The organism is Cupriavidus consociatus, assembly GCF_017814975.1.
In the GTDB taxonomy this organism is placed as follows: Bacteria; Pseudomonadota; Gammaproteobacteria; order Burkholderiales; family Burkholderiaceae; genus Cupriavidus; species Cupriavidus consociatus.
In genome coordinates this window covers 683,578-703,813 of sequence record NZ_JAGIQA010000001.1, presented here as the reverse complement: position 1 = coordinate 703,813, position 20,236 = coordinate 683,578, and the positions used below count along the sequence as shown (strand labels likewise).

The window sequence follows — 20,236 nt, the reverse complement described above, 5'->3', positions numbered from 1 at the left end:
GGCGGCGCCGGCCAAGCGCGCGTCGGGTTTTGCATGCAGCCGGTGTGCCCCTGGGGACTACTCTCGTAGGCGCACCGCTGCCGTGCCGATCGGCGTGGCGGCGGCGCGCGATACCGATACGAGGAGGAAATCCAATGAAAAAAGCCAAGCCAGGCCTGGCCATCGCCCTGTTGTTTTCCACGTCCGCTTTTGCTCAAGGCAGCGTCACGCTGTACGGCATCATCGACGAAGGCATCAACTACACCAACAACGTCCGCGGAGATCGCCTGACCGAGATGCAGAGCGGCTTTGCGCAAGGCAGCCGCTGGGGCCTGAAGGGCTCGGAAGACCTGGGAGGCGGGGTCAAGGCGCTGTTCCAGCTGGAGAACGGCTTCAACGCCAGCACCGGCAGGGCCGCGCAGGGTGGCGTGCTCTTCGGCCGGCAAGCCTATGTCGGCCTTGCCGACGACCGGTTGGGCACGATCACGCTCGGACGCCAGTATGACTCGGTGATCGACTACCTGGCGCAGACCACCGTAGTCGGAAACTGGGGCGGGTACATGTTTGGCCACCCCTACGACAACGACAACATGGTCTACTCGTTCCGGGTCAACAACACGGTCAAGTACACCAGTCCGTCGCTTGGCGGGTTCCAGTTCGGCGGCACCTACAGCTTCAGCAACGATACCAACTTCGCCAACAACCGCCAGTATGGCGCGGGGATGCAGTACGCGAGCGGCGGATTGCTGCTGGCTGCCGCCTACCTGGAGGCTGACAACCCGTCGGCCACGGCCAATGGCGCGATCAGCAGCGGGGGCGACCAGAACTTCCTTGCCAGGCGCCTGCGCATCTTCGGCGCCGGCGTCAACTACACGTTCGGCGCAGCCACGGCCGGCTTCGCGTACTCCAACACGAACCTGACCCAGCCGCTGTCGACCTCATACATCTCAGGCTCCATCCTGCCGGCCAGCGGCACGCTCGACGCGCTCAAGTTCCAGAACTTCGAATTCAATTTCAAGTACCAGTTCACGCCGGCGTTCTATGCCGGCGCGGTCTACACGCTGACCACGGAGAAGTTCCAGGCGTCGTCGGGCGAGGCCAGGCCCAAGGTCCACAGCATTGGCCTGATGGCCGACTACAACTTCTCGAAGCGGACCGACGTCTACCTGCAAGGTGTCTACCAGCGCGTGAGCGGCGACAGGACAGGCACGGCACTGGACCAGGCCTACATACCCGGCGCGGCCGACTCGTCGTCGACGGCCAGCCAGGTCCTGGTCCGGGCCGCGATTCGCCACAAGTTCTGAGCCGGTATCGGCATGGTGCCGCGGAGATCCGGCAGCCTGTGGGCAGCAGCGCGCCTGTGGGATGGGTGCGGCCGGTGACGATGTCGGCCAGGTTCAAGCACGCGTCGGATTTTGCAAACAGCTGCAAGGCCTCCGGCACTACTCTCGAAGACGCATGCCGCGAATGCGGCGCCGGACTGCGTGGCCGCGGCATGCTTCAACAAGACATGGAGACAATGCGATGAGCAACAACCGGGGTGTCGTTTATCTTGGGCCGGGCAGGGTCGAGGTGCAGAGCATCGACTATCCGAAAATGGTCGATCCGACCGGGCGCGCCATCGGCCACGGGGTGATCCTCAAGGTCGTGACCACGAATATCTGCGGGTCGGACCAGCACATGGTGCGTGGCCGCACGACCGCAGAGGTGGGCCTCGTGCTCGGCCACGAGATCACCGGCGAGGTGATCGAGATCGGCCGCGACGTCGAAACGCTGAAGATCGGCGACCTGGTATCGGTGCCGTTCAACGTCGCCTGCGGGCGCTGCGCGATGTGCAAGGAGCAACACACCGGCGTATGCCTGAGCGTCAATCCGTCGCGTGCGGGCGGTGCGTACGGCTATGTCGACATGGGCGGGTGGATCGGCGGACAGGCTGAGTACGTGATGGTGCCGTACGCCGACTTCAACCTGCTGAAATTCCCCGACCGCGACCAGGCGCTCGCGAAGATCCGCGACCTTACCTGCCTGTCGGACATCCTGCCGACCGGCTACCACGGCGCCGTGACTGCCGGCGTGAAGCCGGGCTCGACCGTCTACATCGCCGGCGCGGGGCCGGTCGGCATGGCGGCCGCGGCATCGGCGCGCCTGCTGGGCGCGGCGTGCACCATCGTCGGCGACATGAACCCCGCGCGCCTGGCCCACGCCAGGGCGATGGGGTTCGAGGTCGTCGACCTGTCGCAGGACGCCACTCTCGGCGAGCAGATCGCCGCCATCCTCGGCACACCCGAGATCGATTGCGCGGTCGACTGCGTCGGCTTCGAGGCGCACGGCCACGGCGCTTCGGGCCACGTCGAGGAGGCGCCGGCGACGGTGCTCAATTCGCTGATGGAGATCACGCGGCCTGCGGGCGCGATCGGCATCCCGGGCCTTTACGTGACCGATGATCCGGGTGCCACGGATGCCGCGGCGCGGCGCGGAAGCCTGAGCCTGCGCTTCGGCCTTGGCTGGGCCAAGTCGCATTCCTTCCATACCGGCCAGACGCCGGTGCTGAAGTACAACCGAAACCTGATGCAGGCCATCCTGCACAATCGCCTGCCGATCGCGGAAATCGTCAATGTCTCGGTGATTTCACTGGACCAGGCGCCGGAGGGCTACCAGCAGTTCGATGGCGGGGCGCCGCGCAAATTCGTCATCGATCCGCACGGCATGCTGGCTGCGGCCTGAGCGGTTCCTCAGGCGCAAAAAGGGCGGCCGCAGTCGGGCCGCCCTTTTTCATCGGCGCGTCGCGGGGGCGGAAATCCTGTCCCGCCTGCCGCCTCACGCGTGCAACACCGGCGCATACCGGGGCGCCTTGCCATGTGCCGGTGCCTTCGCCAGCGGCGCCGACTGCGCCCGGCGTTCACGTGTCGGCGCGACCCCGAACGCCTCGCGGTAGCTCTTGCTGAAATGGCATGCGGACTGGAAGCCGCATGCCATGGTGATATGCATGATCGACATGTCGGTCTGCAGCAGCAACTCGCGCGCGCGCCGCAGCCGCAGCGTCAGGTAATAGTGCGTCGGCGTCATCCCGAGATGGTCCCGGAACAGCCGCTGCAGCTGCCGCTGCGACATGCTGGCAAGCCGTGCGAGTTCCTCGCGCGACAGCGGCTCCTCGATGTTGTTCTCCATCAGCGAGATCACCTCGAACAGCGACTTGTTCGCCGACCCCAGCCGCGCGACCAGCGGCATCTTCTGCTGTGCGCTCGTGTCGCGCACATGCTCGACGATGAACTGCTCGGCGATCTGCGTGACGCGGGCCGTGCCGACGCGCCTGGCGATCAGGTACAGCATCATGTCGAGCGGCGCGACGCCGCCGGTGCAGGTGACGCGGTCCCGGTCGATCACGAACAGTTCCTTCAGGAAGCGCGTGTCGGGAAACTCCTCCTTCAGCGCCGACATGTTTTCCCAGTGAATGGCGCAGGCATAGCCGGCGAGCAAGCCTGACTTGGCCAGGGCATAGGTACCGGTACACAGGCTGCCGAGCATCAGGCCCTCGCGCGCCGCGCGGCGCAGCGTCGACAGATGGTCGGCCCCGGTCGAGCGCTGGACGTCGATCCCGCCGCAGACGAACACGATGTCCGGCCGCCCGATGCTGTCGGCCGGACGGGTATCGATCGTCAGTCCGTTACTCGCCGTCACCGGGCCGCCTTCCGGGCTGATGACGGACCAGCGGTACAGCTCCTGCCCGCTGAGGTAGTTCGCCATGCGCAGCACCTCGATGGCGTTGGTGAACGCGATCATCGTGAAGTTGGGCAGCGGCATGAACGCGAAGTGAGACAGCGACGCGGTTCGGTCGGGGGACATGGGGGGCGATCCTTTGGAATTTTGATGGGCATTCTGGCCTTTTGGGGAGGCCGCGGCGCCGTCTATGGATATTCATAATGCGGGCGCAACAAACGTGCCATACGGCGAAACCCCTACTAATGAGGGGCGTGACCCCCGCAAGCGCCGAAATGCACCGGATGCGTGGCATGGCGGCTCGCGTCGCTGCGCGGATGCACCGCGCCGGTGCGGTTCGCCACGCAACCACAGGTGCAGTGCGGAAGCCTTATATCACCGCGTCACGCAACACGGCAGAGGCCACGTGATCCGCCGCATCCACCACGCGCCCGCATGCGTGCCACGCCCGACTTGTGCCCGACTTGTTCAAAACGGACGCGAATGGCGGAAATGGAAAAGAACGCGTCTGAATTCACCAATCGACAAAAAACCCGAACGACAAGAATAGATCCGTCGGCAACGCTGCGCCGACCAGGCCGGAGAGCCCCGGTGCAGCGGGCCTCCCGCCCCGTCAGGCAGCCATCTCAATCAGTCACGGATCCTCTATGTCGAACACCCAGTCATTCTTCTCGCAGTCCCTGGCCGAGCGCGACTCGCGGGTGCGCGGTGCACTCCTGAAGGAGCTTGAGCGGCAGCAGTCGCAAGTCGAGCTGATCGCATCGGAAAACATCGTGTCGCGCGCGGTGCTCGAGGCGCAAGGCTCGGTGCTGACCAACAAGTACGCGGAAGGCTATCCGGGCAAGCGCTACTACGGCGGCTGCGAGTTTGCGGATGAGGTCGAGGCGCTCGCCATCGACCGCGTGAAGCAGCTGTTCAACGCCGGCTTCGCCAACGTGCAGCCGCACTCCGGCGCGCAGGCCAATGGCTCGGTGATGCTCGCGCTGGCCAAGCCGGGCGACACCGTGCTGGGCATGTCGCTCGATGCCGGTGGCCACCTGACCCATGGCGCCAGGCCCGCGCTGTCGGGCAAGTGGTTCAACGCCGTGCAGTACGGCGTGAATCGCGACACCATGCTGATCGACTACGACGAGGTCGAAGCGCTCGCGCATGAGCACAAGCCGAGCCTGATCATTGCCGGCTTCTCCGCCTACCCGCGCAAGCTGGATTTCGCCCGCTTCCGCGCGATTGCCGACAGCGTGGGCGCCAGGCTGATGGTCGACATGGCGCACATCGCTGGCGTGATCGCCGCGGGCCGCCATCCGAATCCGGTCGAGCATGCGCACGTCGTGACGTCGACCACGCACAAGACCCTGCGCGGCCCGCGCGGCGGCTTCGTGCTGACCAACGACGAGGAGATCGCCAGGAAGATCAACTCCGCCGTGTTCCCGGGCCTGCAGGGCGGCCCGCTGATGCACGTGATCGCGGGCAAGGCGGTCGCGTTCGGCGAGGCGCTGCAGCCGGAATTCAAGCGCTACATCGACAACGTTCTGGCGAATGCGCAAGCACTCGGCGAAGTGCTGAAGGCGGGAGGCGTCGACCTGGTGACGGGCGGCACCGACAACCACCTGCTGCTGGTCGACCTGCGCCCCAAGGGGCTCAAGGGGACGCAGGTCGAGCAGGCGCTCGAGCGCGCCGGCATCACCTGCAACAAGAACGGCATTCCCTTCGATACCGAGAAGCCCACGATCACGTCGGGCATCCGCCTGGGCGCGCCCGCCGCCACCACGCGCGGCTTCGGCGTGGCGGAGTTCCGCGAGATCGGCCGGCTGATCCTGGAGGTGTTCGAGGCGCTGCGCGCGAACCCGCAAGGGGAACAGTCCACCGAGCAGCGGGTGCGGCGCGAGATCTTCGCGCTGTGCGAACGCTTCCCGATCTACTGAGCGCCGGATTACAAAAGCCAGACTGGAGCAATACCTATGAGCCCGCTGCACGAGGACAGCATCATCATCGACGGCCTGAACATCTCGAAGTTCGAGCGGTCGGTGTTCGAAGACATGCGCAAGGGCGGTGTTACCGCCGCGAACTGTACCGTCTCGGTCTGGGAGAACTTCACCAGGACCGTCGACAACATCGCACTGATGAAGAAGCAGATCCGCGACAACGGCGAATTGCTGACACTGGTGCGCACCACCGAGGACATTCTCAGCGCGAAGCGCGAAGGCAAGACCGGCGTCATCCTCGGCTTCCAGAATGCGCATGCGTTCGAGGACAACCTTGGCTACATCGAAGCATTCGCCGACATGGGTGTGCGTGTCGTGCAGCTCTGCTACAACACGCAGAACCTGGTGGGCACCGGCTGCTACGAACGCGATGGCGGGCTGTCCGACTTCGGCCGCGAAGTGATCACCGAGATGAACCGCGTCGGGATCATGGTCGACCTGTCGCACGTCGGCGGCAAGACCTCCTCTGAAGCGATTGCTTTCTCGAACAAGCCCGTCTGCTACTCGCACTGCCTGCCCTCTGGCCTGAAGGAGCATCCGCGCAACAAGAGCGACGCGCAGCTCAAGGAGATCGCCGATGCCGGCGGCTTCGTCGGCGTAACCATGTTCGCACCGTTCCTGAAGCGCGGCATTGACGCGACCGTCGACGACTACATCGAAGCGATCGATTACGTCGTGAACCTGGTCGGAGAGGATGGGGTCGGCATCGGCACGGACTTCACGCAGGGCTACAGCACCGAGTTTTTCGACATGCTGACGCACGACAAGGGCCGCTATCGCCGGCTGACCAGCTTCGGCAAGGTGATCAATCCGGAGGGCATCCGGACTATCGGCGAATTCCCGAACCTGACCGCGGCGATGGAACGCGCGGGCTGGAAGACCTCGCGCATCCGCAAGATCATGGGCGAGAACTGGGTGCGGGTCTTCAAGGAAGTCTGGGGCGGCTGAGCCGCCGCCATTCAAGCCGGTTCTCTTTCGTCTCTTTCAAGCGATTCACTACCAACGGGACGTGCCCGCGCGCTGCGCGGGCACGCGGGCAATGCCGCGCCTGCGCGAAGACGCAAGCGGCGAAATTTTCCTCACGGAGCCACCACGATGCAACCGCAACTGCCGATCGACGTCAATCCCGACACCGGCGTCTGGACCACCGACGCGCTGCCGATGCTGTACGTCCCGCGCCATTTCTTCACCAACAACCACGTCGCCGTCGAGGAGACGCTCGGAGTCGATGCGTACGCCGAGATCCTCTACAAGGCGGGCTACAAGTCCGCCTACCACTGGTGCGACAAGGAGGCGCAGCTGCACGGCCTCAGCGGCATGGCCGTGTACGAGCACTACCTGAAGCGGCTGTCGCAGCGCGGCTGGGGGCTTTTCTCCCTGCTCGAAGCCGATCCGGCGACGGCACATGCGCGCATCGCGTTGCACCACTCGTCGTTCGTGCTCGCGCAGCCGGGCAAGGAAGGCAAGCTTTGCTACATGTTCGCCGGCTGGTTCGCCGGTGCGATGGACTGGGTCAACGACACGGCGCCCGCCGGCACGGGCGGGCCGCGCGCGCAATCGAAGGAAGCGCAGTGCGCGGCCGAGGGCCACGATCATTGCGTGTTCGAGGTGTCGCCGATCGCCCACTGAACCTCGCCGAGCCCCCGCCGAGCCAGATTTCATCCGCAACACGAAAGACATACGAACGCCAGAGGTCGTCTGCGATGCGCTATCCCCACCTGTTTAAACCCTTGCAGCTCAACCAGCTGACGCTGCGCAACCGGATCGTCAGCACCGCGCACGCCGAGGTGTATGCCGAGCCGGACGGCCTGCCGGGCGACCGCTACATCCGCTACTACGAAGAAAAGGCGAAGGGCGGTGTCGGCCTGGCGATCTGCGGCGGCTCCAGCCCGGTTTCGATCGACAGCCCCCAGGGCTGGTGGAAGTCGGTGAACCTTGCCACGGACAGGATCGTCGAGCCGCTGTCGCGGCTGGCAGAGACGATGCACCGCCACGGCGCGAAGATCATGATCCAGGCCACCCATATGGGCCGCCGCTCGGCGTTCCACGGCGAGCACTGGCCGCACCTGATGTCGCCGTCCGGCGTGCGCGAGCCGGTGCACCGCGGCAACGCGAAGATCATCGAGGTCGAGGAGATCCGCCGGATCATCGCCGACTTCGCCGCCGCGGCAAAGCGCGTGAAGGACGCGGGCATGGACGGCATCGAGATCTCGGCCGCGCACCAGCACCTGATCGATCAGTTCTGGAGCCCGCGCACCAACTTCCGCACCGACGAGTGGGGTGGCAGCCTGCAGAACCGGCTGCGCTTCGGCGTCGAGGTACTGCAGGCGGTGCGCGAGGCGGTCGGCAAGGATTTCTGCGTCGGCCTGCGCATGTGCGGCGACGAGTTCCACGAGGACGGCCTTGACCACCAGCAGCTCAAGGAGATTGCGCAGGCCATGTCCGAGTCGGGGCTGATCGACTACCTCGGCGTGATCGGATCGGGTGCGGATACGCACAATACGCTGGCCAACTGCATGCCGCCGATGGCGCTGCCGCCCGAGCCGTTCGTGCACCTGGCGGCGGGGATCAAGTCAGTGGTCAAGATCCCGGTGATGCATGCGCAGAGCATCCGCGACGCTGGCCAGGCCGAGCGCCTGCTGGCGAGCGGCATGGTCGACCTGGTCGGCATGACGCGCGCGCAGATGGCGGATCCTCACATGGTCATCAAGATCCGCGACGGCCGCGAGGACGAGATCAAGCAATGCGTCGGCGCGAACTACTGCATCGACCGCCAGTACAACGGCCTGGACGTGCTGTGCGTGCAGAATGCGGCCACCTCGCGCGAGGCGACGATGCCCCACGTGATCGAGAAATCGCGCGGGCCCAAACGCAAGGTGGTCGTGGTCGGCGCAGGTCCGGCCGGACTGGAGGCGGCGCGCGTCGCACGCTCGCGCGGCCATGACGTGGTGCTGTTCGAGAAGAATACCGAGGTAGGCGGCCAGATCATGCTCGCCTCGAAGGCACCGCAGCGCGAGCAGATGGCCGGTATCGTGCGCTGGTTCGATATGGAGACCAAGCGCCTGGGCGTCGACCGGCGCCTGGGCGTCGAAGCCGACGCCCGGACCATCATGGCCGAGCAGCCGGACATCATCGTCCTGGCGACGGGCGGCCGTGCCTTCTCCGACCAGGTGCCGGCGTGGGGCGTTGCCGAAGGCCTCGCGGTCAGCTCGTGGGATGTATTGTCCGGCCGGGTGGAGGCGAAGCAGAACGTGCTGGTCTACGACGGCGTCAGCACGCACGCCGGCGCGGGCGTCGCCGACTACCTGGCAAGCCGCGGCGCCAAGGTAGAGATTGTCACGCCGGACGTGAAGGTCGCCGACGACTGCGGCGGCACGACGTTCCCGATCTTCTATCGCCGCCTGTACGCGCAGGGCGTGATCCATACCCCGAACTACTGGCTCGACCGCGTCTACGAGGAAGACGGCAAGAAGATCGCGGTGCTGCGCAACGAGTACACGGAAGAACTCGAGGAACGCGCCGTGGACCAGGTCGTGATCGAGAACGGCTCGACGCCGAACGATGCGCTGTACTGGAAGCTCAAGCCGGAATCGGTCAACCGCGGCCAGGTCGACGTGCACAAGCTGTTTGCGTCGGAGCCGCAGCCGTGCCTGTCGGAGACCCTCGGCAACGGCCGCTTCCTGCTGTTCCGCGTTGGCGACTGCATCTCGATGCATAACATCCACGGCGCGATCTATGACGCGCTGCGGCTCGTGAAGGACTTCTGACCATGAATCCGTCCTTGCTGATTACCGTCCTGCTCTGGCTGTCGGTGGCCGGCCTTGCCTTCGCGCTGCTGCGGCGCGCGTCGTACTGGCGGCTCGGACGGGCGGCCACGCCCGGCTCGTTCGGCATTGCCAACCTGTTCGCGATCCCGAAGCGCTATTTCGTCGACCTGCACCACGTGGTCGCGCGCGATCCGTATATCGCGAAGACGCACGTGGCCACCGCGGGCGGCGCGATCGCCGCGCTGGCGCTCGTGTTCGTCAACTACGGGCTGGCGATCTACTCGCCCTGGCTCGACAAGCTCATCCTCGTCGCGGCGCTCGCGATGCTGGTCGGCGCGGTGTTCGTCTGGCGCCGCCGCAAGGCGAAGGACGTGCCGGCGCGCCTGTCGAAGGGGCCGTGGAATACGCTGCCCTGGCTGCTCGGCTCGTTCGCGCTCGGCCTCGCGCTGTACACGCTGGTGCCGGCCGAGGTCATGTCGGGCGCATTCGCCGTGCTGTGCGCGGTGCTGATCGGCGTCGGCGCGTTCGCGATGACGGTCGGCGCGGCCACGGGCGGACCGATGAAGCATGCGATGGCGGGCCTGCTGCACCTTGCCTTCCACCCGCGCCAGGAGCGGTTCGCCGCGACGCCGGAGTCGTATACCGGGAGCGGCACGGCCACGCCGCCGACTGCCCTGAAGATGCCCGACATCGAGCACAAGGAATATGGCGTCGCGAAACCGGTCGAGTTCCGCTGGAACCAGTTGCTGAGCTTCGACGCCTGCGTGCAATGCGGCAAGTGCGAGGCGGCGTGTCCGGCGTTCGCCTCCGGCCAGCCGCTCAACCCGAAGAAGCTGATCCAGGACCTGGTGGTCGGCATGGCGGGGGGCACCGATGCCGCCTATGCGGGAAGTCCGACCCCGGGGATTCCGGTCGGCAGGCATCGCGGCGAGCCCAGCGGGCCGATCGTGTCGGGCCTGATCGAGGCGCAGACGCTGTGGTCGTGCACCACCTGCCGCGCCTGCGTGCAGGAATGCCCGATGCTGATCGAGCACGTCGATGCCATCGTCGACATGCGCCGTAACCAGACCCTCGTGCATGGCACCGTGCCGGGCAAAGGGGCCGAAGTGCTCGCAAACCTGCGCGAGACCGGCACCATGGGCGGCTATGACAACGCCGCGCGCTACGACTGGTCGGTCGACCTGAACGCCCCGGTCGCGCGGGCGGGCAAGGCGGTCGACGTGCTGATCGTGGCCGGCGAAGGCGGCTTCGACATGCGCTACCAGCGCACGCTGCGCGCCCTGGTCAAGGTGCTGAACAAGGCCGGCGTCGATTATGCGGTGCTCGGCGAGGCCGAGACCGACACCGGCGATGTCGCGCGCCGCCTTGGCGACGAGGCCACTTTCCAGCAACTGGCCAAACACCTGATCGGCACCCTCGGCGCGCTGTCGTTCAAGCAGATCGTGACTGCCGATCCGCACGTGATGCACAGCCTGCGCAACGAATACCGCGCGATGGGACTGCGTGTGACGGTGAAGCACCACACCACGTATCTCGCCGAACTGGCGTCGAGCGGGCTGATTGCGCCCAAGGCCGTGGAAGCGCTGCGCGAGAGGCGGACCACCTACCACGACCCGTGCTACCTCGGCCGCTACAACGGCGAAACCGAGGCGCCGCGCAAGCTGCTGAAGACCATTGGCATCCAGGTGGTCGAGATGGAACGCCACGGCATGCAGGGCCGCTGCTGCGGCGGTGGCGGTGGCGCGCCCCTGACCGACATCCCGGGCAAGCAGCGCATTCCCGACATCCGCATCGCCGATGCGCGCGCGGTGGGTGCGGAAGTGGTCGCGGTCGGATGCCCGAACTGCACCGCGATGCTCGAGGGCGTCGTCGGCCCGCGCCCGGAGGTGCTCGACGTGGCTGAACTGGTTGCGGCTTCGCTGGAGTGAATTGATGGACACGATCAAACGAATCGATCCGCGCCGGCCGTTCATCATCACGGCGGCGGGCCTCAGGCGGATTACGCTCGGCGCAGCCGGCAGCGCCGACGCAGGCACGGCGCACTGGCCCGCGCACGGACATGCGGCGGCGGCAAAGCCGCGCCGGATGGTAAGCGATGCGCGCCATGTGCTGCTGGTTGCAGCGCACAGCGAGCGCGGCGCGCTCGACGAGCATGCGCGCCAGGCGGTCGCTGCCGCGGCTCTGCTGGCGGATGCGCAGACCGAAGTCGCGCTGCTGGTGTTCGGCGAGATGAAGGACGATGCGGCGGAACTCGGTGCCGACAAGCTGATCGCTCTGCCAGAGTTCGACCGCCGCACGTTCGCGCCCGAGGCGGAGCTGCGCGCGTTGCAGGCGTGCGCCACGGCGCTGTCGGCCCGCCATGTCTTCATTCCCGACAACGCGTCCGGCGACGGCGATCTCGGCCGCCGGTATGCGGCTGTGGCGGCCGAGGCCGGTGCAAGCGTCGCGACGCACGTGGTCGAAATCGATGCACGCCACGTCGGCACCTATGCGCACGCCAGGCGCGCGTTCGCGACCCGTGCGCTGCCCGATGTGATCCTGCTGGCGCCGGGCGCGGTCGATGCCAGGCTGCCGTTCACCGGCGCGGGCGAGCGTCTTTCTCCCGATTTTCTTTGCGCGAAGGGGAGCAGCACGCACCCGTACCGCGATCTCGGCATCGAGGAGATCGATGCCGCGCGGGTCGCGCTCGAAGAAGCGGACTTTATCGTGGCAGCCGGCAACGGCGTGACCGACATCGGCGCGTTCGAACGGCTTGCGGGCGCTTTCGGCGCGGCGGTCGCCGCCAGCCGGGTGGCGGTGGACAACGGGCATTTCACGCGCGACAAGCAGGTCGGTGCCACCGGCAAGACGGTGGAGGCGAGCGTCTACATCGCGTTCGGCATCTCGGGCGCGGTTCAGCACCTGCAAGGCATCAAGGACTGCCGTCACGTGATCGCCGTCAACGTGGACGGCAGTGCGCCCATCGCCAAGCGCGCGAACCTGACCATTGTCGGCGACGCGCAGGCGACGATCGCCGCGCTGATGGAGTTGGTGCAGGCCGCCCGCCCCGCGCGTGGCCAGCCCGAGGAAGCACGTTCCAGGGAACTCGCAGGAGTCGCAGCATGAGCGCCCCCCGACAAGTAAAACGCATCGCGGTGCTGGTCTCCATTGGCCGCCATCCGGTCAGCGGCGCGCCGCGCTACAGCCGCAACGACGCCGCCGCGCTGGAACTTGGCCGCGGCCTGGCCGACAGGCATGGCGCCGAGCTGACCGTGCTGCACGCGGGCGATGCCGCGGATCCGGCACTTGCCGACTATCTGGCACTCGGCGCGAGCGAGGTCCAGGTGCTGGCGTGCGGGGCCGGTGAGGATGCGGCGCGCGTGCTCGCCGCGCACGCGAAGCACTGTGATCTCGTGCTGACCGGCACCCGCGCGGAGGGCGCCTACGACACCGGGATGCTGCCGTACCGGCTTGCCGCGGTACTAGGCCGCCCGCTGGTGGGCGCTGCCGTCGACGTCGCCATCGAGGGCAGCCGTGTCGCCGTGCGGCAGTTCCTGCCCAAGGGGCTGCGCCGGCGCGTCGATTCGGCGCTGCCTGCGGTGGTGGCGGTACACCCGCTCGCGAACGCCCAGCCGCGCTACGCCTACGCGCGCCTGCGCGGCGGCGCGATCCGCACGGTGCCGGCAACGCGATGCGACGACAACGATGCCCCGGCATGGGTGCTCGGCGCGGCCGAGCGCAAGCCGGTCAGGCTGGCGGCTGCCGAAAAGCGCTCCGGCCATGCCCGGATGCTGTCGGCAACCACGACCGAAAGCCGCGGCGGAAACGTCGTAAACGGTGGGACTTCGGTCGAAAAAGCACAAATCATCCTCGCGTATTTGCGCGAGCATCAACTCATCGACTACTGACGTTGCCGGTCTGTCGGCAAACAACCAGGAATGCAGGGAATCCGGAGCAAACGATGAAAGTATCGGCAGACATTCGCGCGCTGGTGGAACGGCGCAAGGCGGGCCACAGCCTCGAGGCGCCTTTTTACCTGAGCGATGAGGTTTTCGCGCTCGACATGGAGGCAATCTTCCGCCAGCACTGGATACACGTGGCGGTCGAGCCCGACGTGCCGGAGCCGGGTGACTACGTGACCGTCCAGCTGGGCCAGGACTCGATCCTGATCGTGCGCGACGACGACATGCAGGTCCGCGCGTATCACAACGTGTGCCGCCATCGCGGCGCGCGGCTGTGCAACGAAGACAAGGGTACGGTCGGCAACATCGTCTGCCCGTACCACAGCTGGACCTACAACCTGAGCGGCGAGCTGATGTTCGCCGAGCACATGGGCGAGAAGTTCGACCGCTGCAAGCACAGCCTGAAGTCCGTCCACGTGGAGAACCTTGCGGGGCTGATCTTTGTATGCCTGGCCGCGGAGCCGCCGGATTTCGCGGCGATGCGCGCCGCTATGGAGCCGTACCTGTTGCCGCACGACCTGCCGAACACGAAGATCGCGGCGCAGGTCGACATCATCGAGCAAGGCAACTGGAAGCTCACGATGGAGAACAACCGCGAGTGCTACCACTGCGTGGCGAACCACCCGGAGCTGACCATCTCGCTGTACGAGTACGGCTTCGGCTACCAGCGCTCGCCCGCCAACGCGGAGGGCATGGAAACGTTCGAGCGCACCTGCGAGACACGCGCCGCGCAATGGGAAGCAATGAAGCTGCCATCGGCGGAAATCGAGCGGCTGCTGGAGACCACCGGCTTCCGCACGCAGCGCCTGCCGCTCGATCGCAGCGGCGAATCGCAGACCCTGGACGCGAAGGTGGCATCGAAGAAGCTGCTCGGGAACTTCGAGCAGGCAGACCTCGGCGGCCTTTCCTTCTGGACCCAGCCCAACTCGTGGCATCACTTCATGAGCGACCACATCGTCACGTTCTCGGTGATTCCGTTGTCCGCCGGCGAAACGCTCGTGCGCACGAAATGGCTGGTCCACAAGGATGCGCGCGAGGGCGTCGACTACGACGTGAAGAACCTGACCGCAGTCTGGAATGCGACCAATGACCAGGATCGCGCGCTGGTCGAGTACTCGCAGCGGGGCGCGGCGAGCAGCGCGTATGAGCCCGGCCCGTACTCGCCATTCACCGAAGGCCTGGTCGAGAAGTTCTCGGCCTGGTATGTCCGCCGGCTCGCCGAGCAGATCGGCGCGTAGACGCAAGGAGCGGAGGTCGACATGATGCGCGATGCGGTGCATTTCGAATCAGCGGACAGCCGGGTGACGCGCCCGGCGTTCTGGAACGCGCTTCCCGAGCGCTGGACCAGCGACGTGGAGGAGACGCTCGTGTGCTGCCACGTGCGGCAGGAAACGCACGATGTAAAGAGCTTCTTCTTTCGTTCACCTCAGGGGCGCGCCTTTGTGTTCGAGCCGGGTCAGTTCATCACGCTGGAACTCGACATCGATGGCGAGACGATCAATCGCTGCTACACCATATCGTCGTCGCCCGCGCGGCCGCACACGGTCTCGATCACGGTCAAGCGGGTGCCGGGAGGCAAGGTGTCGAACTGGCTGCACGACACGGTGACGCCGGGCATGCCGATCCGCATGCTCGGGCCTGGCGGCGAGTTCACCTGCGCGCGGCACCCGGCGCACAAGTACCTGTTCCTGTCCGCGGGCTCGGGCATCACGCCGCTGATGTCGATGAGCCGTGCGCACCACGATCTCGCGGAAGACCGCGACATCGTGTTCCTGCACAGCGCGCGCACGCCGGACGACATCATCTTTGCCCGCGAACTGGACCTGATCGCGGCAAACCAGGCGAACTTCCGCACCGCGTTCGTTTGCGAGCGTGTCGGCGCGCGGACCAACTGGCCGGGCGTCACCGGATTCCTGTCGCTGCCGCTGCTGAAGCTGGTCGCGCCGGATTTCATGGAGCGCGAGATCTTCACGTGCGGCCCGGCCCCCTACATGAAGGCGGTGCGCGAGCTGCTGGACGAAGCCGGCTTCGATCGCGGGCGCTACCACGAGGAGAGCTTCTCCTTCGAGACCTTGAGCGCTGAGCCCGCCCCCGGCGAAGCGGCCGAGACTGTCGGGGAGGGTGAGGGCGGCGCACCAGCAGCCAACGGCCATGCGGACACGGCGCGGTTCAACATCAGCTTCGCCAGAAGCGCACGGGACATTGCCTGCGGTGCGGGGCAGAACGTGCTGGACGCGGCGCGCCAGTCTGGCGTGCGGCTGCCTGCGTCATGCACACAGGGCATGTGCGGGACGTGCAAGGTCAAGCTGGTCAGCGGACAGGTCGACATGAAGCACAACGGCGGCATCCGCCAGCGCGAGATCGACCAGGGCATGGTGCTGCTGTGCTGCAGCAAGCCGCTGTCGGACCTCGTGATCGACAAGTGAGGCCACGCACAGCGGCCGACGGTTCGTATTCAGAAGGTGGGCGCCTCGGCGCCGATTAAAGGAGGGTAGACATGAAACTTCTCGGAAAACTATTCTGCACTGGCGCTGCATCGGTCATGCTGACATGGAGCGCGCTCGCGCTCGGGGACGCCAAGCCAACGTTGAAGATCGGCTACGTCGAGGGTTGGGATGACAGCGTCGCTACCACCAACGTAGCCGCGCGCATCATCGAGAAGAAGCTGGGGTATCCGGTGCAGCTCGTGCCGGTGGCGGCGGGCGTGATGTGGCAGGGCGTCGCGCGCGGCGACCTCGACGCGACGCTGTCCGCCTGGCTGCCGGTTACGCAGGGCGCCTATTGGGAGCAGTTCAAGGCCAAGGTGGTCAACCTGGGGCCCAACTTTACCGAGGCGAGGATCGGACTGATCGTACCGGCGTCCGTCAACGTGAAGAGCATCGACGAACTGAACGCGCAGAAGGCCTCGTTCGAAGGCCGCATCGTCGGCATCGATGCCGGCGCCGGCGTCATGCGCAAGGCGTCCGAGGCGATCAAGAGCTATGGCCTCGGCTATTCGCTGATGCCCAGCTCCGGCAGCGCGATGACGGTCGAGCTGGCACGCTCGATGAACGCGAACAAGCCGGTGGTCGTCACCGGCTGGGCGCCCCATTGGATGTTCGCCAAGTGGAAGTTGCGCTTCCTCGACGACCCGAAGAAGGTGTTCGGCGATGCCGAGCACGTCGATAACATCGTGAATCCGGGCCTCGAAGCCAAGGCGAAGCCGGTCGTGGCCTTCCTGAAGAAGTTCCAGTGGAAGACGGGCGAGATCGATAGCGTGATGCTGGCGATCCAGAATGGCACGAAGCCGGATGCCGCCGCCGACGCGTGGATCGCCGCGCATGGGGATCGCGTCAGTGCGTGGCTGGAGAACACGCAGAGTGCCGCGCAGTAGATCCACGCAGTAGTTCCGTTCGCCTGCGCTGCATGCAAGAAAACACCGGCCACGATCGCATCGCGATCGTGGCCGGCGTCGTTGCGCTTACTGGAACACGACTGTGCGGTCTCCGTTCAGGAACACCCGCCGCTCGATGAACGCCTTCACCGCGCGCGCCAGCGTGATGCATTCGACGTCGCGGCCGACTGCAAGCAGCTGGTCAGGCCGGTACGAATGATCGACGCGCTCGACGGCCTGCTCGATGATCGGACCTTCGTCGAGATCGTCGGTGACGAAATGCGCGGTCGCGCCGATAAGCTTGACGCCGCGCGTGTGTGCCTGGTGATAGGGCTTCGCACCCTTGAAGCCGGGCAGGAACGAGTGGTGGATGTTGATCGCGCGGTTGGCGAGCCTGGCGCTGGTCGCAGCCGAGAGCACCTGCATGTAGCGCGCCAGGATCACCAGCTCCGCGCCGCTCGACTCGAACAGATCCAGCCAGCGCGCTTCCTGCTCGGCCTTGGTCTCCGGCGTAATCGGGAAGTGCCGGAACGGCAGGTCATGCTGCCGCGCCAGCGGCTCGAGGTCGGCATGGTTCGAGGCGATCCCGACAATGTCCATCTTCAGCTCGCCCATGCGCCAGCGGAACAGCAGGTCCGCCAGGCAATGCTCGAGCCTGGACACCATGATCAGGACCTTGGGGCGGGCGTGCGCGTCGTGAACCGACCACTGCATGCCGTAGCGCTGCGCGATCGGCTTGAATTCTTCCCGCAGCCGGCCGACATCCAGCCCCTGTGCGTCCGTCGGGTGGAACCCGCAGCGCAGGAAGAAGCGGTTGCTCAGGTCGTCGTCGAAGACGGTCAGTTCATCGATATAGCAGCGATGGCGCTCGAGCAGGCCGACGGTGGCGGCCACCTGCCCGGGGGCGCTCGGGCACGACAGCGTCAGGATGTGCTGCTGTGAAGGAGACAGCGCGTTCATGCGATTCCTCTTGTGGTTGACTGGCCGCGGACGCATCGTGCGCGCACATGCCATGCGCCAAGTAGATCAGGCCGCGCGGCCAGCGGATAGAACCGATGCGCCGCGGGGCTGGTATCGACCCGCCACGCCGCACGGCGCGCCGTACGCGCCCATTCCGGATCGTCGGCGTCGCTTGTGGACAGTCGCCGTCAAAATCGGCGTCCGCGCTTGCCGTTGTCGCATTTCTGCAAGCACTTGTCGGAATTCGTCGGCAGGCGAGGGCGTTTCTTGGCAACCATGTAGGGAATCGCACAACGCAGGTTGCGAAGCGACGGAAAGGTTTGCTCAGGCATTCCAGGGAGAGAGGTAGTAATGCGCCGCCAGCGCTTCCCGGACGAGTGGAAACGGCGTTGGCATGCCACATGACGTAAGAGTCCCCACAGGACCAGGAGAAGTTTCGATGGATAGTCCCAAGGTCGTGGTCGAAGGTCTGTGCAAGGTATTTGGCAGCAACCCCAAACAGGCGCTCGACATGCTCGCCGCCGGTTCGACGAAGGACGAAGTGTTCCGCCGCACCGGCCATGTGGTCGGCGTGCACAACGTGTCGTTCGACGTGAAGGAAGGCGAAATCTTCGTGCTGATGGGCCTGTCGGGATCCGGCAAGTCAACGTTGATCCGTCTCGTCAACCGGCTGGTCGAACCGACCGCCGGCAAGGTGCTGATCGGCGGCCGCGACGTGGCAGCCGTCAGCCGCAGCGAGCTGATCGCGCTGCGCCGCAAGGACATGAGCATGGTGTTCCAGTCCTTCGCGCTGATGCCGCAGCGCACGGTGCTGTCGAATGCCGCGTTCGGGCTGGAGGTGGCCGGCGTTGGCAGGAAGGAGCGCGAGCGCCGTGCCATGGACGTGCTCGAGCAGGTCGGACTGGCGACGTTCGCGCAGAAGCTGCCGCGCGAGCTGTCGGGCGGCATGCAGCAGCGTGTGGGCCTGGCGCGCGCGCTGGCGGTCAATCCGTCGCTGATGATCATGGACGAGGCGTTCTCCGCGCTCGACCCGCTCAAGCGCAAGGAGATGCAGAACGTGCTGCTGCAACTGCAGAAGGAGCACCGGCGCACGATCATGTTCGTGTCGCACGACCTGGAAGAGGCGCTGCGCATCGGTAGCCGGATCGCGATCATGGAGGGCGGCCGGCTGGTCCAGGTCGGTACGCCGCAGGAGATCATTGCCAATCCGGCTGACAACTACGTTCGCACCTTCTTCGACGGCATCGACACCAGCCGCTACCTGACGGCTGGCGACCTGATGCAGACCAACGCCGTGCCGACGCTGTCCAGACTCGACGCGGCGAACATCGCCGCGACCCTGACCGGCAGTGAAGACTATGCCTTCGTGCTCGATGCGCAGCGCAAGCTTCGTGGTTTCGTCACACGCGACGCTACCCAGAGCGTGCGTCCCGTGGAAAGCATCCGGCGCAACGCGTCGCTCGACCATGTCGTCGAGCGCGTGGTCGCGAACCCAAATGCGCTGCCGGTCGTCGACGACGACGGCTGCTATTGCGGCTCGGTCAGCCGCGCCGTCATCCTGAAAGCAATCACGCGCTCGCGAGGCAACCATGTCTGAACTCCTTCCGCTCGGCCGCTGGGTCGACCAGTCCGTCCATTACCTCCTCGATCACGACGCCGCCACGTTCGATGCCATCGGCCGCGCCATCGGGGGGCTCGCTGAACTGATCGAGCGCAGCCTGCAGGCCGTGCCGATGTGGCTGATGGTGGCGATCTTCATCGGCATCGGGCTGTGGCGCGTCGGCTGGCGCTTTGCGCTGTTCACGGGCGCGTCTCTGTTCGTGATCTTCGCGACCGGCTTCTGGGACCAGACCATCATCACGCTGGGCCTCACGTTGTCGTCGACCATCATCAGCCTGCTGCTCGGCGTTCCGCTCGGGATCTGGGCGGCAAAGAGCAGGGTGGTCGCGGCCACCGTGCGTCCGGTCCTTGACCTGATGCAGACCATGCCTGCGTTCGTCTACCTGATTCCCGCCGCGATGCTGTTTGGCCTCGGCCGCGTGCCGGGCATCCTGGCCACGGTCATCTTCGCCATGCCGCCGGCGGTGCGCCTGACGAGCCTGGGCATCCGCCAGGTGAACATGGAAATCGTCGAAGCCGGTCATGCTTTCGGCTGCACGCCGTGGCAACTGCTGTACAAGGTGCAGTTCCCGAACGCGCTGCCGTCGATCATGCAGGGCGTGAACCAGACCATCATGATGGCGCTGTCGATGGTGATCATCGCCTCGATGGTGGGCGCGGGTGGCCTGGGCAACGAGGTGCTGGCGAGCATCCAGCGGCTCGACATCGGCCTGGGCTTTGAAAGTGGCCTGTCGGTGGTGCTGCTGGCGATCATCCTCGACCGCATCACGGAGAGCTTCGGCCGGGTGCCGGGTACCGCGAAGGCGCCGCTTTTCTCGGGGATCCGGCAACTGTTCTGCGCCAAGGCCAGCACGGCGCAAGCCTGAGATCAGGACATCTGCTCGCCAGGAGAGCGAC

Annotated in this window: 15 protein-coding genes and 1 pseudogene; 14 read left to right on the top strand and 2 right to left on the bottom strand. The window is 66.2% G+C overall.

Going from position 1 to position 20,236, the window contains the following annotated elements:
- The first annotated feature begins 134 nt into the window (after positions 1 to 134).
- Positions 135 to 1,283, top strand: a complete 1,149-nt coding sequence (locus J8I82_RS03185; protein ID WP_209754374.1) for a porin — start codon at positions 135 to 137, stop codon at positions 1,281 to 1,283.
- Between the two features lie 220 nt (positions 1,284 to 1,503).
- Positions 1,504 to 2,703, top strand: a complete 1,200-nt coding sequence (gene fdhA / locus J8I82_RS03180) for a formaldehyde dehydrogenase, glutathione-independent (RefSeq protein WP_209754373.1) — start codon at positions 1,504 to 1,506, stop codon at positions 2,701 to 2,703.
- 93 nt (positions 2,704 to 2,796) lie between these two features.
- Here fdhA and J8I82_RS03175 read toward each other — a convergent pair whose 3' ends face one another.
- On the bottom strand, positions 2,797 to 3,822 hold the full coding sequence (locus J8I82_RS03175; protein ID WP_209754372.1) for a GlxA family transcriptional regulator: 1,026 nt from the start codon (positions 3,820 to 3,822) through the stop codon (positions 2,797 to 2,799).
- Positions 3,823 to 4,343: 521 nt separating this feature from the next.
- Between J8I82_RS03175 and J8I82_RS03170 the strand changes: the two genes are divergently transcribed.
- The 10 genes from J8I82_RS03170 (at position 4,344) to J8I82_RS03125 (ending at position 16,759) form a co-directional block, all read left to right on the top strand.
- Positions 4,344 to 5,618, top strand: coding sequence for a serine hydroxymethyltransferase (locus tag J8I82_RS03170; protein WP_209754371.1), 1,275 nt, complete (start codon positions 4,344 to 4,346; stop codon positions 5,616 to 5,618).
- Positions 5,619 to 5,654: 36 nt separating this feature from the next.
- On the top strand, positions 5,655 to 6,626 hold the full coding sequence (locus tag J8I82_RS03165) for a dipeptidase (RefSeq protein WP_209754370.1): 972 nt from the start codon (positions 5,655 to 5,657) through the stop codon (positions 6,624 to 6,626).
- A 147-nt stretch (positions 6,627 to 6,773) separates the two neighbouring features.
- Positions 6,774 to 7,307 carry a DUF5943 domain-containing protein gene (locus tag J8I82_RS03160; protein ID WP_209754369.1) on the top strand — a complete coding sequence of 178 codons (534 nt, stop codon included), beginning with the start codon at positions 6,774 to 6,776 and terminating at the stop codon, positions 7,305 to 7,307.
- A gap of 74 nt (positions 7,308 to 7,381) precedes the next feature.
- Positions 7,382 to 9,445, top strand: coding sequence for an NADH:flavin oxidoreductase (locus J8I82_RS03155; RefSeq protein ID WP_209754368.1), 2,064 nt, complete (start codon positions 7,382 to 7,384; stop codon positions 9,443 to 9,445).
- A gap of 2 nt (positions 9,446 to 9,447) precedes the next feature.
- Positions 9,448 to 11,373: a (Fe-S)-binding protein gene (locus J8I82_RS03150; protein ID WP_209754367.1), complete on the top strand. Its 1,926-nt coding sequence runs from the start codon at positions 9,448 to 9,450 to the stop codon at positions 11,371 to 11,373.
- Between the two features lie 4 nt (positions 11,374 to 11,377).
- Positions 11,378 to 12,550, top strand: a complete 1,173-nt coding sequence (locus J8I82_RS03145; protein ID WP_209754366.1) for an electron transfer flavoprotein subunit alpha/FixB family protein — start codon at positions 11,378 to 11,380, stop codon at positions 12,548 to 12,550.
- Positions 12,547 to 13,332 (top strand): electron transfer flavoprotein subunit beta/FixA family protein, encoded by a 786-nt coding sequence (locus J8I82_RS03140; protein ID WP_209754365.1) that lies wholly within the window; start codon positions 12,547 to 12,549, stop codon positions 13,330 to 13,332. Before J8I82_RS03145 ends, J8I82_RS03140 begins: the two co-directional genes overlap by 4 nt.
- A 53-nt stretch (positions 13,333 to 13,385) precedes the next feature.
- On the top strand, positions 13,386 to 14,624 hold the full coding sequence (locus tag J8I82_RS03135) for an aromatic ring-hydroxylating oxygenase subunit alpha (protein WP_209754364.1): 1,239 nt from the start codon (positions 13,386 to 13,388) through the stop codon (positions 14,622 to 14,624).
- 21 nt (positions 14,625 to 14,645) lie between these two features.
- Positions 14,646 to 15,812: an FAD-binding oxidoreductase gene (locus tag J8I82_RS03130; RefSeq protein WP_209754363.1), complete on the top strand. Its 1,167-nt coding sequence runs from the start codon at positions 14,646 to 14,648 to the stop codon at positions 15,810 to 15,812.
- Between the two features lie 71 nt (positions 15,813 to 15,883).
- On the top strand, positions 15,884 to 16,759 hold the full coding sequence (locus J8I82_RS03125) for a glycine betaine ABC transporter substrate-binding protein (protein WP_209754362.1): 876 nt from the start codon (positions 15,884 to 15,886) through the stop codon (positions 16,757 to 16,759).
- Between the two features lie 87 nt (positions 16,760 to 16,846).
- Here the strand turns inward: J8I82_RS03125 and purU are convergent, their stop codons facing one another.
- Positions 16,847 to 17,719 carry a formyltetrahydrofolate deformylase gene (gene purU, locus J8I82_RS03120; RefSeq protein WP_209754361.1) on the bottom strand — a complete coding sequence of 291 codons (873 nt, stop codon included), beginning with the start codon at positions 17,717 to 17,719 and terminating at the stop codon, positions 16,847 to 16,849.
- A gap of 427 nt (positions 17,720 to 18,146) precedes the next feature.
- On the opposite strand from purU, the pseudogene J8I82_RS03115 reads away from it, so the two are divergent.
- Both J8I82_RS03115 and choW read left to right on the top strand, forming a co-directional pair.
- Positions 18,147 to 19,316 (top strand): annotated as a pseudogene (locus J8I82_RS03115) (quaternary amine ABC transporter ATP-binding protein); the annotation flags it as partial.
- Positions 19,309 to 20,205: a choline ABC transporter permease subunit gene (gene choW / locus J8I82_RS03110; RefSeq protein ID WP_209754359.1), complete on the top strand. Its 897-nt coding sequence runs from the start codon at positions 19,309 to 19,311 to the stop codon at positions 20,203 to 20,205. The pseudogene J8I82_RS03115 and the gene choW, both read left to right, overlap by 8 nt.
- Positions 20,206 to 20,236: the final 31 nt, after the last annotated feature.